Annotated in this window: 11 protein-coding genes and 1 tRNA gene; 9 read left to right on the forward strand and 3 right to left on the reverse strand. The window is 55.5% G+C overall.

All coding sequences use genetic code 11. From position 1 onward, the window contains the following. Positions 1-88 precede the first annotated feature (88 nt). From SYN_RS00435 to SYN_RS00445, 3 genes are all read left to right on the forward strand, one after another. The gene (locus SYN_RS00435; RefSeq protein WP_041585203.1) at positions 89-1909 is read left to right on the forward strand and encodes an NADH-ubiquinone oxidoreductase-F iron-sulfur binding region domain-containing protein; all 1821 of its coding nucleotides are present in this window, start codon (positions 89-91) and stop codon (positions 1907-1909) included. Between the two features lie 11 nt (positions 1910-1920). Then, the gene (locus SYN_RS00440; RefSeq protein WP_011416003.1) at positions 1921-2643 is read left to right on the forward strand and encodes a 2Fe-2S iron-sulfur cluster-binding protein; all 723 of its coding nucleotides are present in this window, start codon (positions 1921-1923) and stop codon (positions 2641-2643) included. Between the two features lie 46 nt (positions 2644-2689). Further along, a tRNA-Asn gene (locus SYN_RS00445) sits at positions 2690-2765 on the forward strand. 179 nt (positions 2766-2944) lie between these two features. Here the strand turns inward: SYN_RS00445 and ccsB are convergent. After that, positions 2945-3793, reverse strand: coding sequence for a c-type cytochrome biogenesis protein CcsB (gene ccsB / locus SYN_RS00450; protein WP_011416004.1), 849 nt, complete (start codon positions 3791-3793; stop codon positions 2945-2947). Continuing rightward, positions 3790-5175, reverse strand: coding sequence for a cytochrome c biogenesis protein ResB (locus SYN_RS00455; RefSeq protein WP_041584547.1), 1386 nt, complete (start codon positions 5173-5175; stop codon positions 3790-3792). The genes ccsB and SYN_RS00455 overlap by 4 nt, the downstream gene beginning before the upstream one ends. 339 nt (positions 5176-5514) lie before the next feature. On the opposite strand from SYN_RS00455, the gene SYN_RS16145 reads away from it, so the two are divergent. The 6 genes from SYN_RS16145 (at position 5515) to SYN_RS00480 (ending at position 12378) form a co-directional block, all read left to right on the forward strand. Next, a complete protein-coding gene (locus tag SYN_RS16145) occupies positions 5515-5676 on the forward strand; it encodes a hypothetical protein (protein ID WP_011416006.1) in 162 nt (53 codons plus the stop codon). Between the two features lie 18 nt (positions 5677-5694). After that, entirely contained in the window at positions 5695-6750 is a 1056-nt protein-coding gene (locus SYN_RS00460; RefSeq protein WP_011416007.1) for a cytochrome c3 family protein, read from the forward strand. 87 nt (positions 6751-6837) lie between these two features. Further along, positions 6838-8484 (forward strand): hypothetical protein, encoded by a 1647-nt coding sequence (locus SYN_RS00465; protein WP_011416008.1) that lies wholly within the window; start codon positions 6838-6840, stop codon positions 8482-8484. Beyond that, entirely contained in the window at positions 8477-9259 is a 783-nt protein-coding gene (locus tag SYN_RS00470; RefSeq protein ID WP_041584548.1) for a rhodanese-like domain-containing protein, read from the forward strand. Before SYN_RS00465 ends, SYN_RS00470 begins: the two co-directional genes overlap by 8 nt. Then, positions 9256-11109, forward strand: coding sequence for a cytochrome b/b6 domain-containing protein (locus SYN_RS00475; protein ID WP_011416010.1), 1854 nt, complete (start codon positions 9256-9258; stop codon positions 11107-11109). The genes SYN_RS00470 and SYN_RS00475 overlap by 4 nt, the downstream gene beginning before the upstream one ends. Before the next feature lie 345 nt (positions 11110-11454). Next, entirely contained in the window at positions 11455-12378 is a 924-nt protein-coding gene (locus SYN_RS00480) for a sulfurtransferase (protein ID WP_011416011.1), read from the forward strand. Positions 12379-12809: 431 nt separating this feature from the next. Here the strand turns inward: SYN_RS00480 and SYN_RS00485 are convergent, their stop codons facing one another. Continuing rightward, complete coding sequence (locus SYN_RS00485; protein ID WP_041584549.1) at positions 12810-13961, reverse strand: class II aldolase/adducin family protein; 1152 nt, start codon at positions 13959-13961, stop codon at positions 12810-12812. Positions 13962-13965: the final 4 nt, after the last annotated feature.

Below are 13965 nucleotides of genomic sequence, written 5' to 3' on the forward strand. Positions count from 1 at the left end.
CACGATAAATACATGGGATGATTTGAACAAAGCTGCGAAGCGAGGCCTGGCGCGTCTTCTGCCGGCAAAGGTGAAGATCGTTGTCGGTATGGCTACGAGCGGTATCGCTTCGGGAGCCCAGGCAGTGTATGACGCCTTGGCAAAAGAAATTGCGAATCGCGGTCTGGATATCGTCCTCAGCAAGGCGGGCAGTATGGGGATGGACTGCATCGAACCCATCGTCGACGTCATCGCGCCGGGCAAGCCGCGCCTCTCCTTCAGCAAGATGACGGCGAAGATGGTCCCCATCCTTATTGACCGGGTGGTCAATGGTGATCTGAATGGGATACAGCCGGCATACCGTATGGATGAGATGGAGCTTCTCCTTCAGGGAGAGAAAAAGGCCTATTTCTCTGGTTCCGTGCCGGTCGATTGCTCCGGAATTCCTCAGATCAACGAGCTGCCCTTCTACCGCAAACAAGTTAAGATTGCCTTGCGCAACTGCGGTATGATCGATCCTGAAAATATGGATGAATATATCGCCAGGGGTGGTTACACCGCCCTGCATAAAGCCCTCACGACCATGTCGCCGGAGGATGTTATCCTCGAGGTGAAGACTTCAGGCCTTCGAGGGCGCGGCGGCGGCGGCTTCCCGACGGGTACGAAATGGGAAAGCTGCCGGCGGGCTGAGGGGGAAATCAAATACGTCATCTGCAACGGTGATGAAGGAGATCCCGGGGCTTACATGGATCGGAGCCTTATGGAAGGCGATCCCCACAGCGTTCTTGAGGGGATGATCATCGGAGCTTATGCTATAGGCGCCCATGAAGGGTACATTTACGTACGGAACGAGTACCCTCTGGCCGTGGCAAATCTTCAGCATGCCATCGGGCAGGCAAGAGAAGCCGGCCTTCTGGGGAAAAATATCCTCGGCACGGGTTTTGAGTTCGACATCAAGATCGCCAAAGGTGCGGGCGCCTTTGTCTGTGGAGAATCGACGGCCCTGATGGCTTCCCTGGAAGGGAAAGCGGGCGAGCCTCGGGCCAAGTACATACATACGGTGGAACAGGGGCTTTGGAACCGGCCGTCCAACTTGAATAACGTGGAGACATGGGCGAATGTTCCCGTCATTATCGCCCGGGGCGGCCAATGGTTCTCCGGCATCGGTGTGAAGCACAGCACGGGGACAAAGGTTTTTTCCCTGGTGGGTAAGATCAACAACATCGGCCTCGTGGAAGTGCCTATGGGCATACCGCTTAAAGACATCATCTACGAGATCGGCGGCGGCATCCCCGGCGGCAGGAAGTTCAAGGCCGTGCAGACGGGAGGCCCTTCCGGCGGATGCATCCCGGACACGATGATCGATCTGCCCGTTGATTTCGATTCCCTCTGGGAAGCCGGCTCCATGATGGGATCCGGGGGGATGATCGTCATGGACGATAAGACCTGCATGGTTGACATTGCCCGCTACTTTATCGAATTTCTCGTGTCCGAATCCTGCGGGAAGTGCGTGCCCTGCCGGGAGGGAATCTACCGGATGAACGAGATTCTCCAGGACATCTGTGCGGGAAAGGGCAGAAGGGGTGACCTGGAGCTTCTGGGACGAATGGCAGAAGCCATCAAGGACGGGTCCCTTTGTGCTCTCGGTGGCAGCGCCCCGAATCCTGTACTGAGCACAATCCGTTATTTCCGGAGCGAATATGACGCCCACATCCGGAGCAAGAAGTGCCCCGCCGGTGTTTGCAAGGCCCTCATCCAATATAACATCGACAAGGAGAAGTGTACCGGCTGCATGGCCTGTGCGAAGAAGTGTCCCGTTGAGGCAATCAGTGGCGAGCGGAAAAAGGCCCACGAGATTGACCAGGCGAAATGCATCAAGTGCGGAGTTTGCATGGAAACGTGCAAGTTTGATGCGATAACCTTATCATAAAGGTAGGCGAGATGGTGAATTTAGTCATAGATGGGAAGAAGATCGAGGCAGAGACCGGCACAACAATCCTTTCCGCTGCCCGGGACAACGGGATCGTCATTCCGACCTTGTGTCATCACGAGTCGATTGAGGCGTCAGGCGCTTGCCGGCTGTGCGTCGTGGAGATCGCAAAGGGCGGGAGAAAGCGTATCGTTACCTCCTGCATTTATCTTGTCGAAGACGGCATCGTTGTTGATACAAAAAGCGAACGCGTTCTTGGGGTCCGACGCCTCGTCCTGGAGCTGCTTATGGCCCGGTGTCCGGAATCCGAGGTGGTGCGGAACCTGGCTGAAGAGCTTGGCGTCAAAACTCAGAAACGCTTCAAGCCTGATAAGGACAAGGGCAAGTGCATCCTGTGCCGGTTGTGTGTAAAGACCTGTGAAGATATCGTGGGCGTGTCCGCCATCGGATTGTCCTTCCGCGGGAAGGATAAGGTGGTTGGTCCCCCTTTCACGGAGGATTCGAAGGCCTGCATCGGCTGTGGCGCCTGTGCTTATGTATGCCCGACGGGGCACATCGAGATGACCACCGGCAACGGCGGCGCCGAGCGCACAATCTGGGGACGAACCTTCAAAATGGCACAATGCAGCGTCTGCGGTCAGTACTTTGCCCCGGAGGATCAGCTTCAATATATCAGCAACAAGACGGGTGTGCCGATGGAGAACCTCACCGTCTGTATGAACTGCCGGCTGTAAGCCGGGAGACCCTGGCAGCAGAGACACATGAATTAGAGATACATACTCCTCAGTAGCTCAGTCGGTAGAGCAGATGGCTGTTAACCATCGGGTCCGTGGTTCGAGTCCGCGCTGGGGAGCCAATAAATAACGGAACTGAATGCTCCCGGAAGGGAGCCGTCTTCCGGGCTTATCCTAAGTGCACCTGTTCAGGCAGCATAACAGCCTTTCAGGTGCACTTTTTCTTTGATGATCTTGATTCCGTCGCCTTTCGGCTCAATCCGAATGATCGGCTCCGATTTTCAGGCGAAAGAGGCCGGTCTTATGCGTTGAGGTAGCTGTGCAGTCCGGGCAGATAATTGACGCCGAGATAGGTGAACAGGACGGAAGCGAAGCCGATGACCGCCATGACCGCCATGCGCTTTCCCCGCCAGCCCCGGACGAGGCGGGCATGAAGCATGATGGCGTAAATGATCCAGGTAATCAGGGACCACGTTTCCTTTGGATCCCAGCTCCAGTAGGAGCCCCAGGCGAAATGGGCCCAGACGGATCCTGTCAGGATGCCCATGGACAAAAAAACAAACCCCAGGACGACGCCCTGATAGATCAGAGTATCCAGAGTATCCGGTGAGGGCAGACAGGCACTCCTGTTGTCCGGGCTGTCTTTGTCGGCAGGAACCAGGGGGTGGATGAAATAAATCAGACCTGAGCCAAAAGCCAGGGTAAAGCTTGCATAGCCCAGAAAGCAGGTTACAACATGGCTGGTCAGCCAGTTGCTCTGCAGGGCAGGAATCAGAGGCTGGATATTGTTGTCGACGCCGGGAGCGATGGAGGCATAGGCCATGGCCAGAAAGGCGACGGGGATGACAAAGGCGCCCGGAACCCTGTTGGCCGCTTTCCATTCCAGAATGAGATAGAGAAAGACAATGCTCCAGGCAAAGAAGACCATGGATTCGTAGAGATTGGACAAGGGGATATGGCCGATCCCCAGGTCGTAGGACAACTTCCACCGCCAGACAAGAGCGCAGGACTGCACGGCAAGTCCCACCCAGGCGGTCATGGTCGCCAGCCGACCCCAGAAGGTCTTGCCGAAAACAGTGCGAAACAGATAAAAAACAAAAGCGGCAAAATAGATGAAAGTTACCCAACTCAGGATCGTCGTATGCGTCATATAGTCATCGCCTTCCTGACCGCGGCGTGAAGGTTGCGGATCTCCTTTTCAAAAGCCGCCGGATTTCGGTTGCTCATCCCGGTGATGTGGATCGAAGCTCCTTCTCCGTCCGAAAAAATCCAGATCCAGAACCGGCGATGGGACATCCAGAAGGTCATCATCAGGCCGGCGATCAGCAGGATGCCGCCCCCCGCCACCAGAGGCACGCCGGGATCCCGGACAACCTGCAGCCCCGTGCTGTATTTCTGTTCCACCCGGGTGAGAGAAAATTCATAAGGTTTGAAAAGGGCGGGATTGAAAAGGGGCATTTCGTTCAGCAGGCCGGGATTCATCTGTTTGATTTCTTCGATATGCCTGAACACCCAGAACTGAACATCCCCCCGGGGCGATGAGATGAGTAATTTGACGGCCGGCCCCATTTCCATGATATTTTCTTCCACGCGTAAAACCGTTCCCTTTGCCTGGCTGCCGGGCAGTTCAAAGACGTCTCCCTCCGTCAATACCAGTTCCGGCTGCTGCCGTACACCGTTTCTGGAAAAGGAGAGATGGGCTTTGTTATCCTCTGACATCCCGTAGCTGGACTGATAGAAACGGATCGTCTCGAAAGAAAGAGGATGGTTGACCAGCAGAGCGCCTTGCCTGATCACCTTTCCGTCCTTGAGAAAGGAAAGATCTGAGCGGTAAGTCTTCGGGGCGCCGTTTTCATGAAATTCCAACGTGAATTTATCGCAGCGAACGGCAAAGTCGAGTTGCCTGATTCCCCTGCCGCCTTTCAATTCGACTTCCTGTACGGCCTGCCCTTCATCGATGGTGACATAAGCCTCGAACCCAAAGAGCGAACCGACCACCGCTCCCAGAATAATGATCAGGATGCTCACATGGACCACGTAAACACCCAGATGAGCGAAGCGCCCTTTCTGAGCGAAAAGGAAGACGCCTCTTTCCGTTTCCTGCCTGTCGACACTCCCCCATCTCTTCCTGGCAAGAGATTCAAGTCTGGAAACGACGGTATCCTTGCCTTCCTTCACGTTGAAGGTCTGTTCTACGCCTGCGGAGGGAAACAGACCTTCAGGAACGGGAAAACCGGGAGTCCGGATCTTTTTCCATGCTGAGGGGAAACGATTCAGGGAGCATACGATGAGATTCAGGGACAACAAGCTCATGAGAAGGTAAAAGACTGTGGAATGGTAGATGTCGAGCAACTGGAGCCGCAGCAGCCATTCCGCTGCGGCAGGCGGCAGGCGATGGAGGAAATCCCCCGCTTCTTGCTGCTGGGGGAGAAACGTTCCCCCAACAGCAAGAAGAGCGATAAGGATCATCAGGACAATCGTCAGTTTGACGGAGGAAAAGAATGCCCGGACAGGATTTGTTTTTTTTGGCACAAACCGCACTCCCGATGGATGGTTTTGAAAATAAAAGGCGGTTTCGGTTCCGTTGGCGCCCTAACGATTGAAAATTAACATCAAACGACTCTTACCGCAAGGGTTAGATAGAACCGTGAGTCTGACTGAGTTCTAAAAATTTTCCGCAATCGTTCATTTTTTCGTTTGCCGGGGTTATTCTATTGATTTCAGACAAAATCCGTTATAGCATAAATACAACATGGCTCCTGAAACGTACCAGGTTTCGTAGCGGAAAGGGGCCATCACCCTCGGTCTGAAAACGTTTTCATTGACAGCTCCTTTGATTCCTCTGTCGAAAAGGCAGGAGTATTAAAAAGCATGAAGACGAACCGGCTTGTCTCTTTTTTTCTCGTCCTTTTCCTTCTGCCCGCATGGGCTTGGGCGGCTGCAGTCAATCAGTGCATTTCCTGCCATACAGATGATCAAAAGATGAAGTCCCTGGTCAAACCACCGGCTATCGGCGGCGAAGGCGAGGGGTGAGCGGGGGCGCCTCCGCCCGTGAAGGCGGAAGAGTATTATAAGGGATACCTTGTCAACCCTGAACTGTTAGCCAAAGACCCGCATCTTTCCAAGGGATGCGAAACCTGCCACAAGGGCGACAAAAGCGGTGAAACGAAAGAGCAGGCCCACGAGGGCATGGTGAAGCGGCCATCGGACAATCTCAAGACCTGCGGCCAATGCCACGGAAAGATCGCCGCCGCCTATGGGAAATCTCTTCATTACACAACGATCGGCCAGCGGCAGGGGGTCATGGCAAGGTTTTCCAAGGCGGAACTCAAGATCTTCGACAAGCGCGTCTTCGAACAATCCTGCCGGAGCTGCCACGCCTCCTGCGGTGGATGTCATGTGAAATCACCACCGGTATCCGGGATCAGCCTCGGCCTGATCCAGGGGCATAAATTTGTCAGGAAGGATGAAGGCAAGACCTGCGCCTTTTGCCATGGCGGACGTGTCTATCCGGAATATGTGGGCGAATACGGCGGGGCAACGGATGTCCACTACCAGAAAGGAATGATGTGCCTTGACTGCCACAAGAAACGGGAATTCCACGGCGACGGAAAGAAATATCTCACCAAGCAGGCGGTGAAAGACCGTCCCGCCTGCACGAACTGCCACAAGACGATCAACTCGAAGACACTGCTGACAAAGAAGGCCCACAGCGTTCACCGGGGCAAGGTGAGCTGCTACGGCTGCCACTCGGGCGGCCAGTATCGGAACTGTTATGACTGCCATGAAGGGACGGGTGCTAAGGCGGAGCCAGGTTTTATCCTGGGGAAAAACCCCCGGAACACGAAGGAGGTCACAACACTGCGTGTTATCCCGACTGTCCGGAATTCCTTTGAGAAGGTGGGAATCCGCATGGAGAAATTCGATGCCCTCCCCAATTACTGGAATTCGCCGGTCCACAATATCCGGAAGCGTACGGACCGGACTCGCTCCTGCGATTCATGTCATACGGATCGCACCGGGTTCCTGACGTGGGAAACCCTCCTGAAAGGAGGAGCCAAGGCGAATGAACGGCTGATCCACACTCCAAAACCCATAACCCGATAAACGGTATTACAATGATCAAACGGGGTAAGGTATCCCGGCAAATTCCCACTCCTGTTAAATACAAAAGTCTGAAGGAAAGAGGCGGTCATGGATGCAGTTCGAGGAATGGCATATGCGATCCTGATTGCCGTGCTGGCAATCGCTGTTCAGATTACCTGGGAGAGTCGCGTCCTGGGAGCAGGCAGTCACGTGGATGTCTGGTTGCGCAATGAAAACGGCGCGAAGATCACCCCCTCGGATAACGAAACCGATCCTTACAGCCCGCGAAAAACATGCGGGGCCTGCCACAGCTATGCAACGATCAGCAAAGGGAACCACTTTCAGGGAAAATCTTCAGAGCGCAGAAAAGCGGATTCGTCGGCGCTGCCGGCCGCTCTGTATCCGGATAACAGAAGCCGTTTTCAGAAAGGCAGCGCCGGGGAGGCGGACTGCCTTGTCTGCCATATGACGGGCTATCGCCTCGATCAGCGCAACAGGAGCATCCGGGCGGGGCGGGAGCTTACGGTGCCAACGACTGGAGCGAATCTCGGCGAAATTCAACCGGATCTCAAGTCATCACAGAAGGGCGATCCTGGAAATCTGTCCCGGCGACCCGCAGTTATCTACCGCTGGGGAAGTCCTGTGTTTACCCGGGATGGCAAATTGTCCGGAACCATCATCCGTCCTTCCGTCAGTTCGGCCAGTTGCCTGCAGTGCCACGGTGATGACCAGGCGTTTCATACGGCAACCCTGCACAGGGCGGAATACGACGTTCACGTAAGGGTGGGCCTGCGCTGCACGGACTGCCATGGCCTGGCTGTAAATGTGCCGGGAGGCCGCCTTGCTCACCGGATCGGGCGGGGAAGTTCCGGGCAAAGTGTCGAGAAGACGGGCATGAAGACCTGCACGAGCTGTCATCTGGACGGCCTCTACCGATATCGTCCCGGACTTCCGGAGTCGGCGCCGAATCCTCTGGTTGTTCATGCAGCGAAATTTCCGAAGGCCTCCTTCCATTTCCGACTCCTTTCCTGTACCGCCTGCCACAGCACGGGGCAGCCGGCCAAAGGCGCGTATCTTATGGATGCATCCACCGGTACGGTCTCCTGGTACACCGCTGACAACATGTCAGCCGCAGACCGGGGCGCTTTTCGGAAGGCGGCGGAAAAGCCCTGGCCGCCCTGGATTGCCATCCAGGGCATGAAGGACGGTTCCGGTGAACGCTACACCGCCGCTGTCCCGCACACGGGCCAGTGGTTTGCCGAAAGAACCGGACGGAATACCTTTCGCGCCTTACCCCCAAATGCAGTTTCCCGAGCATATCAAGCCAGCAGAGGGATCACCTCCGTCGAGGTCAGGGATTCATCCGGCAGGAAGATCCGCCGGGTTACTGTGGCCACGGAAGGGGACATGGAAAAGATGCTGCAGGCTCTCCACCGCCTCGGCTACCGAAAGGCCGTCTTTATGGCGGACAAGGTCTATGAATGGAAGGGCGGGAAGATTGTTTCCTCCGAGCTTCCCTTTGCCAATACCCTGTCTGTTCCCATCTGGCACAATGTGGTTCCCATCGGCAGGAAGCAGACCCTCGGGGCTAAAGACTGCAGGGACTGCCACGACGAGAAGGCGCTGTTCTTCGGGAAATTGAAAGTCCGGAGTGTGGGCCGCTTCCTGAAAGAAGATTATCCGAAACCGAAGGCGCCGAATGCTTCGCCTCAGATGGAGGAATGGGGCATGGAGGAGGTTCCGGCCTATGAATAATCGAATTCACGAGGATGTGCTGATCAATGCTTTGCAGGTAAGGTGGCTGATACCCCTACTCCTTGCTGCAGGACTGTGCCTTCAGGGGAACACAGCGTATGCCGCGGGCTGGAAGATTGTAGATGCCGCGACCCTTTACAGCTGGATGCAGACTGAAGCGGAAAAGGTCACCCTCATCAATGTCATGAGCCGCATCGAATGCCTGGATCATCGGATTCCCGGATCTTTATGCATTGCCTGTGAGGAATTCGACAAACGTCTGTCCGAAGTTCCTCGGGAGGGGAAAGTCATCCTTTACTGCGAAAGTGACGCGTGCATCCGAAGCTGTCAAGCCGGTGATTTGGCCGTGCGCAAAGGGTTCACCAACATCTATGTGCTGAAAGGGGGAATGCCCGCCTGGAAACAGGCGGGATATGCCCTTGAATCCCGTGACCGGATCGCCCGCGTACCCATCCGGTCCGTGAAGGCTCAGGAACTTGAAAACTGGCGGGGTATCCATCAGGACGCACTGATCCTGGACATCCGTTCCGAGGCGGCCTACAGCGAGAGCTTTTTGCCGGGAGCAGTGAACATACCCCTGTATCAGCTTCACAAAAGATACAGGGAACTTCCGGAGCGCCGTCTCATCCTGATCGTGGATGATCAGGGATTTCGGTCCTTTATCGCAGGAAGTTATCTCTTCCATAAAGGGTTTCACGACATAAACCGACTCTTTGGCGGCATGAAGGCGGTGAATGCCATCAAAGGGAAAAAAGCAGGGAAAACAGGCCAATGAAAAATTCGCGGTTATGTGGAAAAATTCTGGTTCCGGCGTTGACGCTCTTCTTGAGCCTTCTCTATCATACTGCCGATGCAGCCGTTTCGCGGACCTGCCAGGGCTGCCATGATGACCCGAAATTCCAGGCGGCCTTTAACTCTTCGGTCCACGGCAGCAACGGCTGCCGGAGCTGTCACGCCGACATCCGGAACCTGGACCGCCACATGACGGGGCAGGACAAGCCCGTGCCCGTTTCCTGTGCGTCCTGCCACCAGCAGATCGCCGGGGAATACCGCGCCAATTTCCATTACCTTCAGGAGGATTTCCGCTGTGTCGACTGCCATCGGGACATTCATAACCGGCAGCGGGCAGGCAGGGATATTAAGCGTCGGACCATCGAACAATGCACGGCCTGTCATTCCAACGAGGAATACGTGGCTTCGGGCCATGCGGAAGCCGTTCTCAAGGGAAATATGGATGCGGCGGATTGCGGCGATTGTCACGGCCTCCACGACACACGGGTTTACCACACCTCCCTGGAAAAGTATCCCGCTGAAGCCAGAAATTTCTATACCCAGAAGTGCAACCGCTGCCACGCAGACAGGGCCATGATGAAGCGAAACAACCTATCCCCGGACATGGTCAGGCTGTACGAAGAGACTTACCACGGCAAGGTCCGCGGTGTCGGCCAGGCCACACTGGTCGCCGGGTGCGCCGACTGCCACCGGACCCACAACATCCTGCCGAAAACAGACCCCCGTTCCAGCATCCATCCCAGCCATCTCGTCGAGAACTGCGGGCGCTGCCATCAGGGATTTCATCCGCGATTCGTGGAATACAAGGCCCATCCGGACTATCGGGACAAGGAACGATATCCCGCCCTCTACTGGGCCTTTGTCTTCATGTCCGGCCTCCTGATCTTCACGTTCTCCTTTTTCTGGATCCACACAGCTCTCTGGTGGCGAAAAAGTTATTGGGAAAAGCACGCCCGGGAAAAGAGCGGCCTCCTTTCGGAGGTATGCGAAATAGCTCCGGAGGGCTATCAGCACATCCAACGGTTCTCTTTCCAGGAAAGGTTTCTGCATTTCTTTCTGATTCTGTCCTTTTTCACCCTTGTAACGACGGGTTTCCCCTTGAAATATCATTCCACCGACTGGGCCAGGGCCTTTATCCGCCTGTGGGGAGGCGCTGAGTCGGCTGGGCTCTGGCACCGCATCGCCGCGGGGGTTCTGATGCTGATCGTGGCCTATGTCTTCGTTCTGTCCTGCCGCTTCCTCTTCTCCGGGGGACAGGGCAAGGGGGAATGGAAAGAACGTCTTTTCGGCCCTGATTCCCTGTTTCCTCGGAAGAAGGACTGGGAAGACATGAAAGGGATGTTCCTGTGGTTCTTCAATAGAGGGCCGAAGCCCCGCTTCGACCGCTGGACCTACTGGGAAAAGTTCGACTTCTGGGCGGTCTTCTGGGGGATGTTTGCCATCGGCGGCTCCGGCCTTCTGCTCTGGAAGCCGGAGTGGTCTTCCTGGATCGTACCCGGGTGGGTTCTGAATGTGGCGACGATCATCCATTCCGAGGAGGCCCTCCTGGCAGCTCTCTTCATCTTTACCGTTCACTTCTTCAATACCCACTTCGTTCCGGACAAGTTCCCCATGGATCGCCTGATTTTCACGGGCACTTACTCCCTGAACGAACTGCAGCGGGAGCGCCCCCTTGCGTATGAGCGTCTCATGGCGGAACAGAGGCTCGATTCTCTGAAGCGGGAGCACCCCAGTATACCGCTGAAGCTCATCTCTGCCGTTATCGGTCTGGGAAGCCTCCTTCTGGGGCTGACCATCACGGCCCTGATCTATTGGGTGATCGTTTCCGGATGAGTGATGGTTTTCTATATGAACTGCTGATTGATCTGTTCCTCCGGCAATGGAAGCAGAACAACCTGTTCCCTGGATCTGCCTGGTTTCGATGGGAAGCCTTGCCGACAGATCGGGGTGCTGAAGCATAAGCGGGAATGGCCACAGGAATGTATTTTGTTGCCGGAGCGTTAAGCGGGAGTTAGCGAAGGGTGCATTCCAGGAAAACCAGGACAAGTTGAAATGTGAAAGGGGGAAAAAATAATAAACGGCGTATTGAACAAAGGATCAACGGATTGAGAAAAGGCGCTCAGGCCAACAGTAAACCGGTGTACAGACCAAATACCTGTAAGCATTAAGGAGGTTGCCATGAAAAAGATTAAATATTTTTCACTTCTCTTGATTGTTTTCCTTTTCTTGCCCCTGGCAGCGATTGCCCAGGAGTTTTCTCCGGTCGTGTCGACCGATTGGCTCCAGCAGAATCTTGATAATCCAAAAGTAATCATCGTGGATATCCGGAAAGTTGAAGACTATCGGGCAGGCCACATTCCCGGCGCAATCAGCATGTTCTATGGGACCTGGGCGATAAAAAAGGGTGAATTGGACAACCAGCTTCCGGAGGATGATGAACTCATCGATTTATTGAGTTCCGCGGGCATCAGTCCTGACTCGATTGTTGTTGTAGCTGGGACTACGGAATCAGGTCCCGACCGGGTCAACACAACCCGGGTTGCCTGGACGCTGAAATACGCCGGGGTTAAAACCGTCGGCATCCTCGACGGGGGGCATACCAAGTGGATGGTAAGGGAAAAACGGGCCGTGTCGACAGAGGCCGTAAAGCCGAAGGCAAAGCCCTACCGCGGGAAATTTGACAAGAATCTTCTGGCTAAAAAAGACTATGTCATGAGTCAACTGGGGAAAGCCTTGATTGTGGATGTCCGGGAGCCGGAATTTTTCAGCGGCACAAACAAGCTTCCCTTTGTCGCAAAGGCGGGCAGAATCGCAGGGGCGGTCAATCTCCCGACAGCACAAGTGTTCGAGAAGTATCCGCCGGGTGAACATCTTGAAACCTGCTGCTATACCTTGAAAGACAAGGCGCAATTGAAAAATATGGCTTCCGGCGTTGTGGGCAGCGATCTATCCCGGGAGATCATCGTTTACTGTGATTCGGGACGGGTAGCCAGCATGTGGTGGTTCATTCTGCATGATGTCCTCGGATACACAAACGTCAGGAATTACGACGGCTCCATGCAGGAATGGGCAAAAGATCCGAACGCAAAGATGGAACCGTGATTGTATTCTCGCGTCGAGGGTTTCAGAGGGCAGGACACATGTACTATAAAATGTGAATGGGAATGCGGCAAAGGCGCTCAAGGTAAGAAGGGCGATTGATAAGGATTGAAAGGGGATGGGTGTATCGAGCGATGCATCCATCCCTTTTTTACATCGGTCGCCCGGGAAGCACGCACACCGGATCTCCGACGGATTTCAACCTGGGCGTTCTTGGACTGTCTATCCTGAAAACTCCCGGTTTCCCGCCAGCCAGGCAAAGATGTTGTTCGGCTTCACATATGATCTTGTTGGAGTTTTTGTAGACATTCCGCAGCCGATGCGCTTCATATGATGACCATATCGGGTTCCAGGGGATGACCCGTATCTGCCCGGCTTCGTTGCAGGCCGCTCGATAGGAAGTGATGACGATTTCTCCGGTGTGAATACACCGGTCAGAGGCTGGCGAAGTACTCCTTGCGGCAGGCATTTTCGATGTCCAGGAGGGAGGCAAAGGCATCATTGAAATCGGTTTTCCCGACGGTGAAGACGCCATGGCCGTAAACGATGGCGCCCCGGTGTTCGGCCAGCGCCGGGGGAACGGTATGGCAGAGGCCGTAAGGGCCCGTTCCCACCTCGCCGGGGACGATGGGGACGCCGGCCGCCTGCCGCCGGCGGGGGCAGCGAAGATGACATTGTCCCCGCAGCGCGCAATTTTTCTCGTTGCAGGCCAGGGAAAGGATGACGGAGAATTTCGGATGGCCGTGCAGGACGGTTCGGTGGGTTCCCGCAGTTACGATCGCCCGGTGGGCGCTCAACTCGCTGGAGGCGGTGATGCCGACGCAGGAGGAGCCGTCCATGGGCACGGGATCGATGCAGCCCCGCAGCTCGTCCAGGGAACTGCCTGTCTGACTGATATAGAGGATATCTTTGAAAAGACAGGAGATATTCCCGAAATAGGAATCGACCAGCCGACAGTCTACCGTGGCCTTGCCCGCTTCTTCCATGGCGGTCAGGACGGTCGCTTCATCCCGGAAAGGGCCATGCGTCAGGGAAAAATCCAGCCGGGCGGGGGAGCCGAGGTAATCCACAACCTGCTGAAAAACAGCCTTCTGCTCCGGGTTTGCAGAGCCGTTCCGGACATCCCGGAGGTAATCGGCGAAAAACTTGACGAAACAGGCAAAGCAGGCGGAGCTGAACGTCACGAAGGCCTGTTCGGGGCTTACCGTTCCATAGGTGATAATTCCCCGGCCGGGCACGATGGCGCATTTCCGGTTTTTCAGGGCTCGGATGATTTCCGCTGGCGCAAGGGACGTGACCACAGGCAGGTCGTGGAGGAATGTCCGGGTTTCCGTGTCCTGTGGGTGGATGGTTCCCGGAGACGTCCGGGCCAGGAAATCCACGAGAGTGCGGTAGGGTTCGGCAGGGAGCGCAAAAAGGAGTGTCGAAATGTGCAGTCCCGTGAAAATTTCCTGCAGAATCGCGCGGTTTTTATCCTCCCGGTTCCAGATCAGTTCGGCATCCCGGGCCCCCATCAAGGGAGCGCCCGCTTCGGCCAGTCCGGATCGGATAAGCTTGTCCACATATTTTCGGATCAGTCGCTCCATGCAG

Origin of the sequence: Syntrophus aciditrophicus SB (genome assembly GCF_000013405.1) — a bacterium.
Classification (GTDB): Bacteria; Desulfobacterota; Syntrophia; order Syntrophales; family Syntrophaceae; genus Syntrophus; species Syntrophus aciditrophicus.